This window comes from Paracoccus sp. AK26, assembly GCF_011801365.1.
GTDB lineage: Bacteria > Pseudomonadota > Alphaproteobacteria > Rhodobacterales > Rhodobacteraceae > Paracoccus > Paracoccus aerius.
Map to the genome: position 1 here is coordinate 903498 of NZ_CP041041.1, position 18725 is coordinate 922222.

Genomic DNA, 18725 nt, shown 5'->3' on the forward strand with positions numbered 1-18725 from the left:
TGGGCGGAAGTTTCCGAAGCAGCGCCTGGGCAAACATTTGTTCGTTCAGGCCCTTGGCCGGCCGGGCGGGATGGGTGGCATGTCGCCGGGCAATCATGTTCCGCCTTTGTTTCCGGTCCAGCTTTCGGTAAACCCAAGGAAGGGCGGCGACAGGACGGGACGCGGATGGAAGGCGCGGATCAGGTGGGGGAAGACGCGCAACGGGTGATCCGCAAGATCATCCATGTGGACATGGATGCCTTCTATGCTTCGGTCGAACAGCGCGACAATCCCGACCTTCGCGGCAAGCCGGTGGCCGTCGGCGGGTCAGCCGCGCGGGGCGTCGTCGCCGCCGCCAGCTATGAGGCGCGGGTCTTCGGCGTCCGGTCCGCCATGCCGTCCGTGACCGCGAAACGGCGCTGCCCCGACCTGATCTTCGTCAAGCCGCGCTTCGAAGTGTATCGCGCCGTATCCCAGCAGATCCGGGAAGTCTTTGCCGAACATACCGACCTGATCGAGCCGCTGTCGCTGGACGAGGCTTATCTGGACGTGACGCAGAACAAGCGGGGGATCCCCATCGCCACCGATATCGCGCTGATGATCCGCGACAGGATCCGGCAGGTGACGGGGCTGAACGCATCGGCCGGGATTTCCTACAACAAGTTCCTGGCAAAGCTGGCCAGCGACCTGAACAAGCCGAACGGGCAGGCGGTCATCACGCCCGCCCGTGGCCCGTCCTTCGTGGCCGAGCTTGCGGTCGGCAAGTTCCACGGCATCGGCCCCGCCACCGCGGCCAAGATGCAGCGTCTGGGCATCGCTACCGGCGCCGACCTGCGCGACAAGCCGGTCGAGTTCCTGCGCCAGCATTTCGGCAAGTCGGGCGACTGGTATTTCCGCATCGCCCGCGGCATCGACCATCGCCCGGTCGAGCCCCACCGCATCCGAAAGTCCGTGGGGGCCGAGGATACGTTCGACCGCGACATCTTCGATCTCGACGCCGCCTGCCGTGAGATTGTGCCCCTGGCCCAGAAGGTGTGGCGTGCCTGCGAGGGGAAAGGGCTGACCGGCCGAACCGTGACGCTGAAGGTGAAATACGCCGACTTCCAGCAGATCACCCGCAGCCGGACGCTGGCCGGCCCCGTCGGGGGCGCCGAGGATTTGCGCGCCATCGCGGTCGGCCTGATGCAGCCGCTGTTCCCGGTCGAGAAAGGCGTGCGCCTGCTGGGTGTCACCCTGTCGTCGCTCGAGTCGGTGGACGAGGCGCAGGAACTACAGCTTCCACTGGGGCTTCCTGGCCTTTGATCGTGCTCAGTCCAGGAGGGACACGATCCGGCGCAGCGCAAGGCGATAGCCTTCGGTCCCGCAGCCCGCGATCACCCCGTCGGCGCGCAGGCTGACATAGGAATGATGGCGAAAGCCCTCGCGCTTGTGGACGTTCGAGATATGGACCTCGATCACCGGGCCGTCAAAGGCGTTCAGCGCGTCCAGGATCGCAACCGAGGTATGGGTATAGGCGGCGGGGTTGATGACGATGCCTGCGCCATCCTCTCGTGCCTGGTGGATCCAGTCGATGATCTGGCCTTCCGTGTTCGATTGCAGGAACCGCGTTTCCACGCCCAGTTCGGCTGCCAGCGCCGCGCAGTCGCCTTCGACATCGTCCAGCGTTTCGGACCCGTAGATATCGGGCTGGCGCTTGCCCAGCAGGTTCAGGTTCGGACCGTTCAGGATATAGACGAGCTTCGGCATGAAGAGACCTTACGACTAGAAATGCGCGGCGACAGACCCGCCCGCCGAGAATTGCTTGAAGGGGCGCCCGCAGCAGCGGTGGCACCCTGTTGATCCAGATGTTGCAGACATCTCGGGATATCTCGGGTGCCAAGAACCAGGACAAAACGATGGCCACGACACTGACCTGATGGATTTGAGACGAAGGCCTGTCGCGTTACCAGGCGCGTTGTCGCCTGAGGGCGACCATGTGCCGGGCTTCGGCGGCGCCGTTGGAATTGAAGCATGATCCTTCCCCCCTTCCGGCTGCCCCGCCCGTGTTAAAACCTATTCCTGCGCCATAGTGAAGCTGAAGCGCATCCCGCAAAGGGAAGCGACAATTCCAGACATTGGGTTATCGCGGGGCACAGGTGGGCGCGGCCTTGCCTTGTCGCGTAACAGGGCAAGGCGGAAAGCTTGGCTGCCCTATCCGACGGTCTGATGATCTGCCGAGAACCAATTGACGTGCCGTGGAAACTTTTGGTCACGTCGGCGATTGGCAAAGGCATAAGGGCGTGCTTCCCTTGTCGGGAAAGGTGGTGGCATGGCGTCGCTGATGATCATCCTGCAACTGGCCGGTGCCGTGGCCTTGCTGCTGTTCGGCCTGAACCTGGTGCGCGACGGCGTGACCGAAGGGTTCGGCATCCGGCTGCGCATGGCCCTGGGCATCGGCACCCGCACGGGGCCGGGAGCCTTCCTGGCCGGACTTGCCGCCACCCTGGGCCTGCAATCCTCGACCGCCACCGCCTTGCTGACCGCCTCCTTCGTGGACCGGGGCATGATCCGGGCGCGAATGGCGCAGATCGTCCTGCTGGGGGCCAATGTCGGCACCGCGCTGACGGCGTGGATCGTGTCGGCCGGGGTCGCGGCGGTGACGCCGGGGCTGCTTCTGGCGGGCTATGCCCTGTCCAAGCAGCGCAAGCCGGTTTGGACGGGAACGGGGCGGGCGCTGATCGGTGTCGGGCTGATGCTGCTGTCGCTGTCCCTGCTGGACCATGCCGCGATGCCCCTGCGCACGTCGCCCTTGCTGGCCGCATTCCTGCCCATGCTGGACCAGGCCTGGCCCGTGGCGCTGCTGATGTCCGCGGCCCTGGCATTCGCCTGTTCGTCCTCGCTGGCGGCGGTGCTGCTGGTCCTGTCGCTGGGCTTGCCGGCGGGGCTGACGGTGGTGCTGGTTCTGGGCGCGAACCTGGGCGGGGCCGTGGTGCCCGTCATGCTGACGGCAGGCCTTGGCGCGAACGCGCGCCGCGTCGCCGTGGGCAATCTTGTGATCCGGGCGCTCGGCTGCCTTGCCGCGCTGCCTTTCGCCGGCCAGATCGGCGGCCTGCTGCAGCAGGCGCCCTTGCCCTGGACCGGCCTTGCAGTCGAGGCGCATCTTGCCTTCAACCTGGCTGTCGCGCTTGCGATCTGGCCCTTTGCGGGAATGATCGCCCGCATCCTCGAACGCTTCGTCGCCACCGAGGAAGACCAGGCCGAACCTGCGCCCCGCTGGCTGGACGAAGCGGCGTTGCAGACACCGATCCTGGCCCTCACCGGCGCATCCCGCGAAGTCCTGGCCATCGGCGACACGGTCGAACGGATGCTGGCGCAGACCCGGCTGGCCTTCCAGCAAAGCGACCCGGCCCCCCTGGCCGAGGTTGCGGAACTGGAGCAGCGGGTGGACCGCCGCCAGCAAGAGGTGAAGACCTATCTGTCGCGCCTTGGCAGCCAGGCGACCGAGGATGAACGCCGCCGCGCGATCACCATCCTGGATTACGTCATCAACCTGGAACATGTGGGCGACATCATCGACAAGGGGTTATCCCCCGAGGTCCGCAAGAAGATCGGCCTGGGCCTGCGCTTTTCCGAACCGGGCTTCGCCGAACTGGACCGGATGTTCGTGATGACCCAGGAAAACCTGCGCATGGCGCAGACGGTCTTCATGACCCGCGACCTGGACATGGCCCGGCGGTTGATGGAGCTGAAGGTCGACATTCGCAATCTGGAACGGCAGTCCGCGCAGCGCCACCTGTTCCGCCTGCGCGAGGGGCTGGCAGCCAGCCGCGACACGTCGTCCCTGCACCTGGACATCCTGCGCGACCTCAAGCGGATCAACGCCCATGTCGCCTCGGTCGCCCATCCCATCCTGGACGAGGACGGGCTGCTGTTCGAAAGCCGCCTGCGTGGCAGGTAGGGCCTGGGGTTAATAAATGTCAACTCGGTCCCGACAATGGGGAACGGTCGCGGCGCGGGACGGTTGTGAAGGCAACGCCCGGCCGGCCAAACTTGGCCCAAGGCGGTTAAACCCGAGGAGTTTTCCATGGCTGAACAAACACTTGACACGCTGTTCCACGAAACCCTTAAGGACATCTACTATGCCGAGCGCAAGATCACGACGGCGCTGCGCAAGATGGCCCGTGCTGCCCAGCACGAGGAACTGAAGGCCGCGTTCGAGATGCATGAACAGGAAACCCAGGGCCAGATCGAGCGTCTGACCCAGGTCTTCGAACTGATCGGCAAGCGCCCGCGCGGCAAGACCTGCGACGCCATCGAGGGCATCATTGCCGAGGGCGAAGAGATCATGGACGAGTTCAAGGGCAGCCCGGCGCTTGACGCGGGTCTGCTGGCGGCGGCCCAGGCGGTCGAGCATTACGAGATCAGCCGCTATGGCACGCTGAAGGCCTGGGCGCAGGTTCTGGGCATGACGGAGGCGGTCGCCCTGCTGGATGAAACGCTGAACGAAGAAAGCGCCACGGACGAAAAGCTGACCGGCTTGGCGGATTCGGTCATCAACGCGGCCGCGACCGAAAAAGCGGCCTGATCTTTCCTGCAAGCACCTGTCATGGCGGCCCGAGAATCCGGGCCGCATTTTCTATTCCGCGGCAGGGTCGTGGCCGGATCTGCCGTTTTCCGCCCAGCTTGCCGCCGCCTTACATGATCGCGGGTTTGTGAACGAACGCAGGACAGCCGGATCGGTTGTCTTTCAACCTGATCGGCGGGGACGATCAACCACGGGGGGAGCAATGCCCGACGATCCGAGAACCGATATGCTGCCTCTGGTCGAGGAACAGCTATCCGTAACCAAGCAGAGGGTGCTGACCGGACGGGTCCGGATCGCCACCCAGACAGAAACCATCGACCATCTGCTTCCCGCAGAACTGACCCGAGAAGAGGTCGAGGTGGTCCGGGTGCCGGTCGATCGCCGCATCGACGGCGTGCCCGACATGACCACCGAAGGCGACCTGACCATCATCCCCGTGGTCGAGGAAAGGTTGGTCGTGACGCGCGAACTTTATCTTCGCGAGGAAATCCACATTCGCCGCATCACCCGGCGGGACAGCGTCGAAATACCGGCACAGACCCGCCGCCAATCCGTCCGGGTCGAGCGTTTCCCCGAAACTCTTGACCCCAACCAAACCAGCAGCAAGGACGATCAAGATGACCTATGACAACGAAGTCGGCGCCAGCAGCGCACAGCAACTGGGTACCACCGGCAATGCGTCGCTGTCGGCGATGTTCGACAGCCACGACGATGCGCAGCGCGCGGTCGATCGGCTGGTGCAGGCCGGGATCCCGATGGCGCATATCCGCATGGTGTCGGGCGGCTCGGACACGCCTTCAGCGACCCGCACGGACGAGGACAAGGGTTTCTGGGACAGCCTTGGCGATTTCTTCTTCCCGGACGAGGATCGCTATACTTATGCCGAGGGCCTGTCCCGCGGCGGCTATCTGGTCACGGTGACGGGCCTGGGTGCCGCGCATCACGACATCGCCCTGGATATCCTGGACGACGAAGGCAGCGTCGATCTGGACGAACGCGCGGAAACCTGGCGTTCCGAGGGCTGGGACGGCTACGAGTCCAGCAGCTATGCGGCCGCGGGCGGCAGCGCTTCCATGACCGGGGGGTCGTCGACCGCGGCGCGGACCGGCAACCTCGACACGCAGATGGAATACGGCGCTGAAACTGGCCGTCTGGACCAACGCTCGGACGACGAGACCATTCCGGTGGTCGAGGAACGCATCCGCATCGGCAAGCGCGACAACAGCCACGGCCGGGTCCGCGTTCGCGCCTATACCGTCGAGGAACCCGTCAGCGAAAGCGTCGACCTGCGCGAGGACCGCGTCGAGATCGAACGCCGTCCGGTGGACCGCGCCGTGACCGGCGCCGAGGCCGCCTTCCAGGACCGCACGCTGGAAGCCGAGGAATATCGCGAGGAAGCGGTGGTCCAGAAGGAAGCCCGCGTGGTCGAGGAAATCGGCATGCGCAAGACCAGCGAGACGCATCGGGAAACCGTGTCGGACACCGTGCGTCGGACCGAGGTCGAGATCGACGACGAGCGCGACACCCTGGACGCGGCGCATCGCAACCGGGACGACCGGACGCTCTGACGCAGTCGAGAACGGAAAGGGAAACGGCGCCCCCTGGGGCGCCGTTTTCATGCCGGCTGCCGCAGGCGCGCCTGCCGCAGCGCGGACAAATCCGCGCTGCCCGTGCAAAAGCAGGCAGTCCGCAACTGCCGCAGCACGATGTCCAACTGGCCCAGCAACGCCTCCGGCCCGTCGATGGCCGAGGCAAGCACCGCCCCCGCCAGCGACACCACATCGGCCCCCAACCGGATCGCGCGGGCGGCGTCCAGCCCATCGACGATGCCGCCCGATCCGATGATCGTGGCATCGGGCGCGGCCTGTCTTGCGCCGCGTATGGCCTCGGCGGTGGGGATGCCCCAGCCCGCGAAACAGGCAGCGACACGGGCCGCGGCGGGGTCGGGGGCGCGCGCGGCCTCGACCTTGGCCCAGTCGGTGCCGCCGGACCCGGCCACGTCGAAGACGCCCACCCCTTCGGCCGCAAGCCTTGCGACGACGGGGCCAGACAGTCCTGCGCCCACTTCTTTCACGACAACGGGCACGGGCAGGTCGCGCGCCAAGGCGCCGATCTTGGCGGCAAGGCCGCGCCAGTCGCGGTCGCCTTCGGGCTGCACGGCCTCTTGCAGGGGGTTCAGGTGCAGGATCAGCGCCGATGCGCCAATCGCCTCGACGGCGCGCATCGCCTCGTCCCGGCCAAAGCCGCGGTTCAGTTGCGCGGCGCCGAAATTGGCCAGGATCGGGATGTCGGGGGCAAGGCGGCGCAGGCTTCCGTCAAGGCCCGCGGCCTCGCCCCCCTCGATCACGACGCGCTGCGATCCGACCGCCAGGGGCAGGCGCAACTGCTGGCAGACCTGGGCCAAGGTGCGGTTGATCGCCCCGGCCCGCCGCGGCCCGCCGGTCATCGATCCGATCATCACGGGGGCGTCAATGCGGCAGCCAAGAAATCTGGTGGACAAATCCACCTCGTGCCACGAAACTTCGGGCAGGGCGACATGTTCGAACAGGACTGCCTCGAGCCCGGTCGTTACGGTTGCGCCTGCCTTTCCGGCAAGCACGACATCCAGATGTTGTTCTTTCCGCGAGGTGAGTGTGAGACCAGAGTCATTGTCTTTCCAAAGCGACGGATCGGGGTGGGTCATGCCTGTCAGCCCTTGTCATTTCGCACTGTGCCTGCTTGCACAACGCCCGTTCTGAAGGACAGTCTCATGCACCAGCAGGCAATAGACAAGGCGAAGGCCGCGCCCACACATTTCGACATGCAGGAGAGCTTTGTCCGCCAGCTTGACGCGCGCATCACCCATCACCTGTCCCAGCTTTCCCCCGCGCCCGCCCGCCTGATCGACGCCGCAAGCGACGCGATGGGCAGCGGCAAGCGGCTGCGGCCCTATCTGCTGCATCTTGTGGCAGGCGATGCCGCAGACCGCGACGCGGTTCTGGACATGGCCGTTGCCCTGGAAATGGTGCACACGGCATCCCTGATCGTGGACGACCTGCCGTCGATGGACAATGCCATGCTGCGGCGCGGAAGGCCCACGACCCATGCCCGCTTTGGCGAGGCGACGGCGATCCTGACCGCGATCGGGCTGCTGAACCATGCGATCTCGATCGCCAATGGCGTGGCTGGGCTGGCCGACGGGCAGCGTGGCGCGCTTGTGTCGATCCTGTCGGGGGTGATGGGATGGCAGGGACTGGTCGCGGGGCAGGAACTGGACCTGCACGGCTTCTCCGACAGGGACGGCGTCGACGACGGCCCGCTGGACCGCATCACTCGGATCAATGCGCTGAAGACGGGCGCCCTGCTATGCGCCGCGGTCGAGGCGGGGGCGATCCTCGGCGGACGCCCCGATGCCGAACGCAGCCTGCTGCGCCGCTTCGGCGAGGACCTGGGCCAGGCCTTCCAGATCGCCGACGACCTGATCGACATGCTGTCCGACAGCGCCGCCACCGGCAAGGACTGCCGCAAGGACGTTGGCAAGGAAACCTATCTGGCAGTCTATGGGGCCGAGGAGGCGCTGCGCCGGTGCCGCGGGCTGCTGGCCTCGGCCGATGCGGCGCTTGTGGGCGCGGGCCTGTCGCCCGAGCCGTTCCGCTGCATGATCGACGCGATCTTCACTCCGATGCTGGACCGCGTGCCGCAGGCGCAGGCGGCCAGTGCCGCGAGGTAGTTGCCCCCGCAGGGCGCGGGCCAGAACCCGCGCCTAGGGGCGGATGTAAAGCCCGTCGCGGCTGACCGGGTCTGTCCGGCGGCGCGGGGCCAGAACGGTTGACCCGACCGCCTTGGCCGCCAGCCGCAGCTTTTCGCCCTTGGTCGTGGACAGCCGCCCGTTCCAGGCATCCGGTCCCTGCGCCCGCAGCTTGACGCCGATCTGGCGATAGATGTTGCGGGCGGCAGCGATGGCCAGGGCCGGGCGGCGGGGCAGGGCGGCAATGCCCACGTCCGCGCTGCGATAATAGATCTCGGCATCGTCCAGCAGGCGCAGCGCGACGCGGTGCAAGGCAGGGCGTTGGGACAGGTCGTCGGGGTCCACAGCCTCGATCCCCTCGGCCCGCAGCAGATCGCGCGGCAGATAGGTTCGCCCGATCCGCGCGTCATCGATGACGTCCCGAGCGATGTTGGTCAGTTGGAAGGCAAGGCCCAGGTCGCTGGCGCGATCCAGGACAGCCTCGTCCCGGACGCCCATGATCCGGGCCATCATCACGCCGACGACCCCCGCCACGCGATAGCAGTATTCCAGCAGGTCGCCCATCGTGTGATAAACCTGTCCGTTCACGTCCATCGCGAAGCCGTCCAGCAGCTCATCGACATGGCGGTGCGGGATGTCGCGGGCTGCCACGACGCGGGCCAGCCCGGCATAGACCGGCGCGGCCGCATCGCCCCGCAGCGCCCGATGCGTCAGGTCGCGCAGTTCCGTCAGCCGGGCCGCAGGATCGCCCTGGGCCGTGGCCGCAAAGCCCGCCTCCTGCCCGTCGATCACGTCGTCGGCGTGGCGGCACCAGGCGTAAAGCATCACGCAATCCTCGTGCATCCCGGCGGGCAGGAACTTGGACGCCATGGCGAAGCTTTTCGACCCCACGGCGATGGATTGCCGCGCCTGGTCCAGGGTCGCGTCGCTCATGCCCGTTCCCCGATCATCAGCGACGCCGTGGCCTCGGCCGATCCGACGACGCCGGGAATGCCGGCGCCGGGATGGGTGCCCGCGCCGACGATATACATGTTCTCCAGCCGCTCGTCGCGGTTGTGGGGGCGGAACCAGGCGCTTTGGGTCAGGATCGGCTCGATGGAAAAGGCCGATCCCAGATGCGCGTTCAGTTCCGTCTTGAAGTCCTGCGGCGTGAAGTGGCGCACCGTCACAAGGTCGCGGCGCAAGTTAGGGATATAGCGTTCTTCCAGATAATCCAGGATGCGGTCGCGATAGGCCTCGGCCGCCTTGTCCCAATCCATGTCAACAGTGCCCAGATGCGGCACCGGGGCCAGGACGTAATAGGCGCTGCACCCTTCCGGGGCGAGGCCGGGATCTGTCACCGACGGCGCGTGCAGGTAAAGCGAGAAGTCATCGGCCAGTTGCTTGCCCCCGAAGATCTCTCCGATCAACTCGCGATAGCGGGGGCCGAACAGGACCATGTGGTGCCGCAACTCGGGGCGCAGGCCGCGCAGCCCGAAATAGATCACGAACAGCGACATGGAATGGCGCTTGCGGGCCAGCTTGTCGCCCTTGGGGTCGCGCAGAAGGTTGCGATAGGTGTGGACCACGTCGGCATTGCTGGCGACCATGTCGAAGGGATGGCGCTGGCCGCGCGCATGGACGGCGGTGGCGCGGTTGCCCTCGGTCTCGATCCGGTCGACGGGGCTGTCTAGGTGGAGGGTGCCGCCCAGGTCCTGGAACAGTTGCACCATGCCCGCGACAAGGGCGCCCGTGCCGCCCTTGGCGAACCAGACGCCGCCCTGGCGTTCCAGCGCATGGATCAGGGCATAGATGGACGAGGTCGTGAACGGGTTGCCGCCCACCAGCAGCGTGTGGAAGCTGAACGCCTGGCGCAGGTGTTCGTCCTTGATGTGGCGCGCCACCATCGAATGCACGGACCGCCAGGCCTGAAGGCGGGCCAGCTGCGGCGCGGCGCGGATCATGTCCGAGAAATGCAGGAAGGGCACGGTGCCCAGCTTTTCATAGCCCTCGCGATAGACGTCGCGGGAATAGGCCAGGAAGCGGCGATACCCCTCGACATCGGGGGGGTTGATCGCGTGGATCTGGCGCTCGATCGAGGGCTGGTCGTCGGCATAGTCGAAGACTGTCCCGTCTTCCCAGCACAGGCGATAGAAGGGCTCCACCGGCAGCAGGGTCACGTGTTCGGAAATGTCGCGGCCCGACAGCCGCCACAGCTTCTTCAGGCAGTCGGGATCGGTGATGACCGTCGGCCCGGCATCGAAGGTGAAGCCCGCGTCGTGATAGACATAGGCCCGCCCGCCGGGCTTGTCGCGCTTTTCGAAGACCGTGGTCGCGATGCCCGCGCTTTGCAGGCGGATGGCAAGCGCAAGGCCGCCTAGGCCCGCGCCAATGACGGCGGCCGTCTTGCCGGGAGAGTGTTTCATGCAGGCTTCACCTTGAAGGTTTCGGGCAGGCAGCGCAGCGCGCGCCCGACCGGGACGGGCGGTCGGCCCGTCAGGATGCGGGCCTTGTCGGCCCATGTGCTTTGCCCGGCATAGAACCGCTCGATCAGCGGCTCGGGCAGGCGATAAAAGCGTTCCATCACGTGGCGCCGTTCGTCGGGGGCGGCAGCCTCGAACAGCATCCGCGACAGCAGGCGATAGAAGCCCTGCGCCTTGGCGTCGGCCAGCGAATCGCCGCGCAGCGCCCCGGCCAGGACCTGTGCGCCCTGGCGCCAGTGCCGGGCGATCAGGTCGGCGCTGCGGACCGCGTGCGGCAGGCTGTATCCCGTCAGCGCGTGAAAGCGCATCGCGCGCAGCCCGATGGTCGGAAGGTCGGCGGGGATGCCCCGCCAGAAGGCGTCCGCGTCAAAGCGCAGGGCAATCGGAAGGACGCCGTTCTCCTCGCGCTCGACAGTGGCGATGCGCCAGCCTTGGCCCGCCGCATATTCTGCGATGCCCGCGCGTTGGTCGGCGGACGAAAGACTGGCGCCGTCGGAGTAATAGGTGGCCTCGACCAGCAGGCGGCGGTCGTCAAAGGGCAGCAGGTAGAAGAAGCGATAGCCGTCCATCTGCGGGACGGTTGCGTCCATGATGACCGGGTGCGTCAGCCCGTGGGGCGCTTCCAGCAGGATCTCCTGGCCCAGGAACTTCTGGAAACGCACCTCGATGGACGGATGGGGCGAAAAGCCGCGCGCGTCGACGGCAAGGTCGCCCTCGATCCGCTGCCCATCTGCCAGCGTCACGCCCCCTGCGTCGACCGATGCGACCCGCCCGGTGATCCGCGTCACCCCCGCCACGCCGGACAAGGCCGCGCCCAGGCTGTCCGCATCGATCGAGGCATAGCCCGACCGAAGCTGGCGGCCATAACCCGGGAAGCGCACGTCCTGCCCGTCCCACTGGCAGCGCAGGGCCGGTTGCAGCCAGGCACGCTGCGCCGAATCAACATCGCCCGAATGGAAGGACCAGGTGTGGCCGGCCAGGGGTTCGGGACGCTGGTCGATCAGCACCACATCCGCCGCGCCCGCCAGCCGCAACGCCGCCAGCGAGCCTGCAAGTCCCGCCCCCGCGACCACGATCCGGCCCGTCTGATTCGTCCTAACCTTTTGTATCTTGTGGCCCCTTGTCTTGGCGGGCTGCGTCTTTACCTTGGAGGAGATGACAGATGAAAACCGCCCGGCCCCGCTGATTTCGGACGAACGATCCGCCAGTCTGACGCTGGATGCAAGCAAATTGCCGCGGCCTTACGGCAGGGGGCGACAAGCCGTCGCACTGATCGTGCTGGCGCTGCTGGGCAAGCTGGTGATGCTGCTGATCCTCGGGCGGCCGCTGAACTGCGATTGCGGGCAGATCTGGGCCATGCCGGACCAGGCGGGCCTGAATTCGCAGACGGTGCTGGACCCCTACAGCCTGTTGCACCTGGTCTTTGGCGCGGTGCTGGCCAAGCTGGTTTTCTGGAAGCGGCCCGACTGGCCGCTGTGGACCATCATGGCGGCGGTCGTCGTCAGCGGCACTGTCTGGGAAATCGCCGAGAACCTGCCCGTCACCATCGACATGTTCGGCTATTCCTCGGGCGATCCGCTGGCCTATCACGGCGACAGCATCGTCAATTCCTTCAGCGACACGGCCGCCGCGGTTTTCGGAGCGGCCTTGGCGCTGCCCCTTGCGGGCTGGGTCGTTGCGGCCATCGCCGTCGCGGTGGAGCTGCTGTTGACCCTGTGGGTGGGCGACGGCTATGTCATCGGGCTCTGGCGCGTGCTGACGTCCTGATCATCGCCTCGACCCGGTCGATCGCGCCTGCCGCCCCCTGCCATCCCGGGGATTGGGCCGCGAACCGGGCTGCCGCTTGCCTGAAGGCGGGATCGGACAGCAGGTCGCGCACCGCTTGCGCGATCCGCCCTGTGCCGCGCTGCCAGGGCTGCAGCCGCAGCCCTGCGCCGCACCGTTCGATCCGCGCGGCCACCCCCGGCTGGTCATGCGTCAGCGGAATGGCCAGCATCGGCACCCCCGCGGCAAGGCATTCCAGCGTCGTGTTCAGCCCCGCATGGGTCACGCACAGATCCGCGCGTTCAAGCACCGCCTGCTGGGGCACGAAGGATCGCACCCAGTCGGCGGGAATGGCGCTGGCTTGATCCTCGGTCAGCGATCCCGCGTGCGACACCAGGACCTGCGCCCCCGCCTGCCGACAGGCCCGCGCGATGCGCGCAAGCAGCCGCGCGCGATGCCCCTGCAACGTCCCCAGCGAGGCATAGACAAAGGGCCGCTGCGGATCGGGACGGATGTCGTCGGGGAAATCCTGTGCCACCTGCCCCTTGCGGAAGGGTCCGACAGCCGCGATGTGGCCCCCGTTTGCCGGGCGCGGATAATCGAACCCCGGCGCCATCTGCGACAGCGCCAGGTCAGGCGACAGGCAGTCCTGCAGCCGCCCAAGATCGCCCAAGGCCCAAGCCTGCGCCCAGCGGCGGATCACCCGCGTTTGCGGCGTCATCAGCAGGTCGGCCACCCGTTCGCCCCCCAGATTGCGGCGCAGGCCATCGGCGGTGGGATCATGAGGCCAGCCCAGGAAGGGCAGGGGGATGCCGGGTTCAGGATCCATCGGCACCGCGCAGGCGACCGAAACCAGCGGCACGCCCGCCGCCCGCGCCAGAAGGCCCGAGGCAGGCTCCATCTGGTCGCCCAGCAGCAGGTCAGGGGCCAGGTTGCGGATCACCGACAGGCCGTCACGGTACAGCCGGTCGGTGCGGCGCGCGCCTGCCAGGATCTCGGGCAGCAGGCGGCGGGGCTGGGGGCGGGCAGCGGGGCCGGGCAGGGTGACCTGGGCCGCGCCGCCCTGCAGGACGATGCCCGGTTCGGTCACGAAGATCGCCTCGTGCCCGCGTCGCGTCAGTTCCTGGGCCAGCGCCTCGAAGGCGCGCAGGTGGCTGTGAAGGGGCGGGGTGATCAGGACGGCGCGCATGGGATCCATCGGTTGGGGCAGGGCATTCGTGACACAATTGACGGCCCGTTGCACGGGGTTCGCGCGGCCCGCTGCTTGTGCTATCGCAAGCCCTGTCGCAGGGGGCGTCGCAGGGGGGCGTCGCAGGGGGCAGGGCGATGGGCATCGGACTGATCATCTTCGATTGCGACGGCGTGATCGCCGACAGCGAGGTCCTGTCGGCATCCGTGCTGATCGACCAGTTGGCGGCCCTGGGCATTGCCGTGACGCCCGCAGACGTGCGCCGCGACTTCCTGGGCCGCAGCTTTCCCACCGTCGCGCAGACGATTCGCCAGGCGCATGGCCGCCCCTTGCCCGACAGCTTCGAGGCAGATTACCGCGCGCGCCTGCTGGACCGCTTTACCACGGAACTGCTTCCGACGCCCGGGGTCCGGGCGATCCTGGACGGCCTGCGGATTCCGGCCTGCATCGCCACATCCTCCAGCCCGCAGCGGGTCGCGCATACGCTGGAGGTCCTGGGCCTGGCCGGACGGTTCGCAGGCCGCGTCTTCACCGCCAGTCAGGTCAGCCGCGGCAAGCCCGCGCCCGACCTGTTCCTGTTTGCCGCCCAACGCATGGGCGCGGCACCGGAAGGGACACTTGTGGTCGAGGACAGCGCCCCCGGCATTGCCGCAGGTCTTGCCGCCGGAATGGCGGTCCTGCATTACGCCGGCGGCGCCCATCTGCGCGGGGCCGAGCCGATGGCCTTGCCGCCGGGCCTGCGGTCCTTTGACAATTGGGACGAATTCTCCCAACTGTTGGCAAGCCTACAGGAAGGAGCGTCGACCCCGTGAACGCCGGCAGATTCAGCCCCGAGGCGGTGCGCCTGGACGATGCGGCGCGGGCCGGCTGGCTTTATTATGTCGCAGGCAACACCCAGGACGAGATCGCGCGCAAGCTGGGCGTCAGCCGCCAATCCGCGCAGCGCCTGGTCGCGATGGCGGTCAGCGAGAAGCTGATCAAGGTGCGCGTCGATCATCCCATCGCGCGCTGCATGGATCTGGCCGAGGCCTTGGCGGATCGTTTCGGGCTGGCATCCTGCGAGGTCGTGCCATCGGACCCCGATGCCCCCGACCTGCTGACCGGCATTGCGATCGCCGCCGCGGTGGAACTGGAACGGGTGCTGAAATCGCCCGAACGGCGGGTTGTCAGCCTGGGCACAGGCCGGGCGCTGAAAGCCACGGTGGAACAACTGCCACGCATGGCCTGCCCGCAGCACGTGGTGGTGTCCCGGCTGGGAAACATGATGCAGGACGGCTCGGCCTCGCCCTATAACGCCACGATCAGCCTGGCCGAACGGATCGGGGCGCCGCATTACCCCTATCCCCTGCCGGTGCTGGCGCGCGATCCGGCCGAACTGGCGGCGATGCGCGGCCAGGATGCCGTGCGCAACACCATCCGCCTGTCCAAGCAGGCCGATCTGTCGCTGGTCGGCATCGGCCAGATGGACCGCAGCGCGCCCCTGTTCGTGGACGGTTTCGTCAGCAGGGCCGAGATGGACGAACTGGCCGCCCTGGGCGCGGTGGGTGAGATCACCAGTTGGGTTTACGACCGCGGCGGCCAGGTCATCGACTGCGCCTTCAACGCCCGCGTCGCCTCGGCCCCGCTGCCGCGCGCCTCGCAGCGCCCGGTGATTGCCGTCGCGACAGGTGAGGCAAAGGTGCCCGCCATCAGGGCGGCGCTTGTGGGCCGGCTGGTGAACGGGCTTGTCACCTCCGAGGCGACAGCGGAACGGCTGCTGGCCGACTGATCCCGGGACATCTTGTCTTTGATCCCCCGCCATCAGGCGGCGGTTTCGCCATGCAATTTTGGCGATTGACAGAATCTGCGGCCTTTGTGAATATTTGCCCGTCGGTTTGGCAAATGCCCAAACGACATGGGGAGGATAGCATGACCATCACTTTCCGCGCCTTGATGGGCGCGACGGCCTTGTGCGCATCTGCCGGCATCGCGGCAGCGCAGGACAACGTCACCCTCACGATCGCGACCGTGAACAACGGCGACATGATCCGGATGCAGGGCCTGACCAACGAATTCACCGCCGCCAATCCGGGCATCAACGTCGAGTGGGTCACGCTCGAGGAAAACATCCTGCGCGAACGCGTGACGACCGACATCGCCACTCAGGGCGGCCAATACGACATCCTGACGATCGGCACCTACGAGGTTCCGATCTGGGCCAAGCAGAACTGGCTGGTGCCGCTGGACCTGGGCGCGGACTACGATGCCGACGACCTGATCCCGGCGGTCCGCGACGCGCTGTCGGTCGACGGCCAGCTTTACGCCGCGCCCTTCTACGCCGAATCGGCGATGGTGATGTATCGCACCGACCTGGCCGAAGCCGCGGGCGTGACGATCCCCGAGGAACCGACCTGGACCGACATCATGAATGCCGCCCAGGCGATGACGGACAAGTCGGCCGAGCAATACGGCATCTGCCTGCGCGGAAAGCCCGGCTGGGGAGAGAACATGGCCTTCCTGACCGCGATGGCCAACAGCTATGGCGCACGCTGGTTCGACACCGACTGGCAGCCCCAGTTCGACAGCGAGGAGTGGAAGGCCACGCTGACCGACTACCTGACGATGATGAACGAATACGGCCCGCCCGGAGCGTCGTCCAACGGCTTCAACGAGAACCTGTCGCTGTTCCAGCAGGGCAAGTGCGGCATCTGGATCGACGCCACCGTCGCCGCCAGCTTCGTGACCGACCCCGAGGATTCGACCGTGGCAGACAGCGTGGGCTTTGCCCAGTTCCCCAACAAGGAAGGCGTGGACAACCACGGCAACTGGCTTTGGGCCTGGAGCCTGGCCATCCCGGCATCCTCGGACGCGCAGGACGCGGCCAAGACCTTTATCGCCTGGGCGACCTCAAAGGGTTATACCGAGCTGGTGGCCGAAAAAGAGGGCTGGCGCGCCGCACCTCCGGGCACGCGGACCTCGCTTTACGAGAATGCCGACTATCAGGCCGAGGCGCCCTTTGCCGCGATGACGCTGACGGCGATCAATGCGGCGGACACGCAAAAGGCATCCGTGCAGGACATCCCCTACACGGGCGGCCAGTTCGTCGCGATCCCCGAGTTCCAGGGCATCGGCACGGCGGTCGGCCAGCAGTTCTCGGCGGCGCTTGCCGGGCAGATGTCGGCTGAAGACGCCCTTGCAGCCGCCCAGGCCAATACCACGCGCGAGATGACCCGCGCCGGTTACATCAAGTAACGAGTTCCACCGTCACCTGTCAGGCACCGTCCGGCCCTCCTCCGGGCGGTGCCCCTTCGGGGCGCACATGCCCGGCCGACAAGGGAGCTTTCCGCCATGGCCACACGCCAGACCCAAGGGCTTGCCCGGCTGATGCGGGCGCCCGCGATCATCCTTCTGCTGATCTGGATGATCGTGCCGCTGTGCATGACGCTGTATTATTCCTTCCTGAACTACAACCTGCTGAACCCCGGCATGACCAGTTGGGCGGGGTGGTTCAATTACCAGTATTTCTACACCGATCCCGCCTTCGTCGAGGCGATCTGGAACACGCTGGCCCTGGTGCTGGGGGTGCTGTTCATCACGGTCGTCGGCGGCATCGCGATCGCCTTGCTGATCGACAAGCCAATCTGGGGACAGGGGATCGTTCGGATCCTGGTCATCAGCCCCTTCTTCGTGATGCCGCCGGTCGCCGCGCTGATCTGGAAGAACATGATCATGCACCCGTCATACGGCGTGCTGGCGGACGTGGCGCAATTCTTTGGCGCCAGCCCCGTGGACTGGTTCGCGCAGTATCCACTGTTCTCGATCACCCTGATCGTGGCCTGGCAATGGCTGCCCTTCGCCACGCTGATCCTGCTGACATCCCTGCAATCGCTGGACACCGAACAGATGGAAGCGGCCGAGATGGACGGCGCGCCTGCCTATGCGCGGTTCCTTTATCTGGTGCTGCCGCACATGGCCCGGGCGATCACCGTGGTGATCCTGATCCAGACCATCTTCCTGCTGGGCATCTATGCGGAAATCCTGGTGACGACCAACGGCGGTCCCGGCTTTGCGTCCACCAACCTGACCTTCCTGATCTATCGCGCGGCCCGGCTGAACTTCGACATCGGCGGCGCGGCGGCGGGGGGCATCATCGCCGTGATCCTGGCCAACCTGATCGCCATCTTCCTGATGCGCGCCGTCGGCAAGAACCTGGACTGAGGGGCAACACATGGCACGCGCAACATCCCGCAACGCCCGCATCGGCTGGACCGTCGCCGCCTGGTTCGTGGCGCTGCTGATCTTCTTTCCGATCCTCTACACGATCATCACCAGCCTGAAGACGGAACAGGAGGCCATCGCGGGCTTCGACCTGATCCCGTCCTTCACGCTGGAAAGCTTCCAGACGGTGCAAAGCCAGAACAACTACTGGCGGCCCTTCACCAATTCGGTGATCCTGGCGGTGGGGTCCACGTTGCTGGCGCTGATCGTTGCGATCCCGGCAGCCTGGGCCATGGCCTTCTCGCCCACGAAGCGGACCAAGGACATCCTGATGTGGATGCTGTCCACCAAGATGATGCCCGCCGTGGCCGTGCTGGTGCCAATCTACCTGATCTTCCTGCGCACGGGGCTGATGGACACGCGGATCGGGCTGACGGTCCTGCTGATGCTGATCAACCTGCCGATCGTGGTCTGGATGCTGTACACCTATTTCCGCGAAATCCCCGGAGAGATCCTGGAAGCCGCGCGGATGGACGGCGCCAGCCTGCGCGACGAGATCCTGTATGTGCTGACGCCCATGGCGATCCCGGGCATCGCCTCGACGCTGCTTCTGAACATCATCCTGGCCTGGAACGAGGCCTTCTGGACCATCCAGTTGACCACCACCAATGCCGCGCCGCTGTCGGCCTTCATCGCCAGCTTCTCCAGCCCGCAGGGGCTGTTCTGGGCGAAGCTGTCGGCGGCATCCGTCATGGCGATCGCGCCGATCCTGGTCCTGGGCTGGTTCAGCCAGAAACAACTGGTCCGGGGCCTGACCTTCGGCGCCGTGAAATAAGGGGAACA

18 protein-coding genes are annotated in these 18725 nt (G+C 66.7%); 12 read left to right on the forward strand and 6 right to left on the reverse strand.

Going from position 1 to position 18725, the window contains the following annotated elements:
- Positions 1–165: 165 nt before the first annotated feature.
- Positions 166–1281, forward strand: coding sequence for a DNA polymerase IV (gene dinB / locus FIU66_RS04415; RefSeq protein WP_201281084.1), 1116 nt, complete (start codon positions 166–168; stop codon positions 1279–1281).
- A 6-nt stretch (positions 1282–1287) separates the two neighbouring features.
- Here dinB and aroQ read toward each other — a convergent pair whose 3' ends face one another.
- Entirely contained in the window at positions 1288–1725 is a 438-nt protein-coding gene (gene aroQ / locus FIU66_RS04420; RefSeq protein WP_167621575.1) for a type II 3-dehydroquinate dehydratase, read from the reverse strand.
- A gap of 562 nt (positions 1726–2287) precedes the next feature.
- Between aroQ and FIU66_RS04425 the strand changes: the two genes are divergently transcribed.
- The 4 genes from FIU66_RS04425 to FIU66_RS04440 all read left to right on the forward strand — a co-directional run bounded on the left by FIU66_RS04425 (position 2288) and on the right by FIU66_RS04440 (position 6111).
- Positions 2288–3916 (forward strand): Na/Pi cotransporter family protein, encoded by a 1629-nt coding sequence (locus FIU66_RS04425; protein ID WP_167621576.1) that lies wholly within the window; start codon positions 2288–2290, stop codon positions 3914–3916.
- Between the two features lie 126 nt (positions 3917–4042).
- Positions 4043–4543, forward strand: a complete 501-nt coding sequence (locus FIU66_RS04430) for a ferritin-like domain-containing protein (protein ID WP_167621577.1) — start codon at positions 4043–4045, stop codon at positions 4541–4543.
- A gap of 226 nt (positions 4544–4769) precedes the next feature.
- A complete protein-coding gene (locus FIU66_RS04435) occupies positions 4770–5171 on the forward strand; it encodes a YsnF/AvaK domain-containing protein (RefSeq protein ID WP_210254094.1) in 402 nt (133 codons plus the stop codon).
- A complete protein-coding gene (locus FIU66_RS04440; protein ID WP_167621579.1) occupies positions 5161–6111 on the forward strand; it encodes a YsnF/AvaK domain-containing protein in 951 nt (316 codons plus the stop codon). The genes FIU66_RS04435 and FIU66_RS04440 overlap by 11 nt, the downstream gene beginning before the upstream one ends.
- Before the next feature lie 47 nt (positions 6112–6158).
- On the opposite strand, the gene fni is transcribed toward FIU66_RS04440, so the two are convergent.
- Positions 6159–7226 (reverse strand): type 2 isopentenyl-diphosphate Delta-isomerase, encoded by a 1068-nt coding sequence (gene fni, locus FIU66_RS04445; protein ID WP_167621580.1) that lies wholly within the window; start codon positions 7224–7226, stop codon positions 6159–6161.
- Between the two features lie 66 nt (positions 7227–7292).
- Between fni and FIU66_RS04450 the strand changes: the two genes are divergently transcribed.
- Complete coding sequence (locus FIU66_RS04450; RefSeq protein ID WP_167621581.1) at positions 7293–8252, forward strand: polyprenyl synthetase family protein; 960 nt, start codon at positions 7293–7295, stop codon at positions 8250–8252.
- Between the two features lie 33 nt (positions 8253–8285).
- On the opposite strand, the gene FIU66_RS04455 is transcribed toward FIU66_RS04450, so the two are convergent.
- Genes FIU66_RS04455 through crtY form a run of 3 tightly spaced genes read right to left on the reverse strand, consistent with a single transcriptional unit; the run spans position 8286 to position 11805 of the window.
- Complete coding sequence (locus tag FIU66_RS04455; RefSeq protein WP_167621582.1) at positions 8286–9203, reverse strand: phytoene/squalene synthase family protein; 918 nt, start codon at positions 9201–9203, stop codon at positions 8286–8288.
- Positions 9200–10675: a phytoene desaturase gene (locus FIU66_RS04460; protein ID WP_167621583.1), complete on the reverse strand. Its 1476-nt coding sequence runs from the start codon at positions 10673–10675 to the stop codon at positions 9200–9202. Before FIU66_RS04460 ends, FIU66_RS04455 begins: the two co-directional genes overlap by 4 nt.
- Complete coding sequence (gene crtY / locus FIU66_RS04465) at positions 10672–11805, reverse strand: lycopene beta-cyclase CrtY (protein ID WP_167621584.1); 1134 nt, start codon at positions 11803–11805, stop codon at positions 10672–10674. Before crtY ends, FIU66_RS04460 begins: the two co-directional genes overlap by 4 nt.
- 82 nt (positions 11806–11887) lie before the next feature.
- On the opposite strand from crtY, the gene FIU66_RS04470 reads away from it, so the two are divergent.
- Positions 11888–12499, forward strand: coding sequence for a DUF2585 family protein (locus FIU66_RS04470; protein ID WP_167621585.1), 612 nt, complete (start codon positions 11888–11890; stop codon positions 12497–12499).
- On the opposite strand, the gene FIU66_RS04475 is transcribed toward FIU66_RS04470, so the two are convergent.
- Complete coding sequence (locus FIU66_RS04475; RefSeq protein ID WP_167621586.1) at positions 12468–13685, reverse strand: glycosyltransferase; 1218 nt, start codon at positions 13683–13685, stop codon at positions 12468–12470. The genes FIU66_RS04470 and FIU66_RS04475 overlap by 32 nt on opposite strands.
- A 137-nt stretch (positions 13686–13822) precedes the next feature.
- On the opposite strand from FIU66_RS04475, the gene FIU66_RS04480 reads away from it, so the two are divergent.
- From FIU66_RS04480 to FIU66_RS04500, 5 genes are all read left to right on the forward strand, one after another.
- The gene (locus tag FIU66_RS04480) at positions 13823–14497 is read left to right on the forward strand and encodes an HAD family phosphatase (protein WP_167621587.1); all 675 of its coding nucleotides are present in this window, start codon (positions 13823–13825) and stop codon (positions 14495–14497) included.
- Complete coding sequence (locus tag FIU66_RS04485; protein WP_167621588.1) at positions 14494–15453, forward strand: sugar-binding transcriptional regulator; 960 nt, start codon at positions 14494–14496, stop codon at positions 15451–15453. The genes FIU66_RS04480 and FIU66_RS04485 overlap by 4 nt, the downstream gene beginning before the upstream one ends.
- Positions 15454–15593: 140 nt before the next feature.
- The gene (locus FIU66_RS04490) at positions 15594–16916 is read left to right on the forward strand and encodes a sugar ABC transporter substrate-binding protein (RefSeq protein WP_167621589.1); all 1323 of its coding nucleotides are present in this window, start codon (positions 15594–15596) and stop codon (positions 16914–16916) included.
- A 96-nt stretch (positions 16917–17012) separates the two neighbouring features.
- Complete coding sequence (locus FIU66_RS04495) at positions 17013–17882, forward strand: carbohydrate ABC transporter permease (RefSeq protein ID WP_167621590.1); 870 nt, start codon at positions 17013–17015, stop codon at positions 17880–17882.
- A gap of 10 nt (positions 17883–17892) precedes the next feature.
- Positions 17893–18717, forward strand: a complete 825-nt coding sequence (locus FIU66_RS04500; RefSeq protein WP_167621591.1) for a carbohydrate ABC transporter permease — start codon at positions 17893–17895, stop codon at positions 18715–18717.
- Positions 18718–18725: the final 8 nt, after the last annotated feature.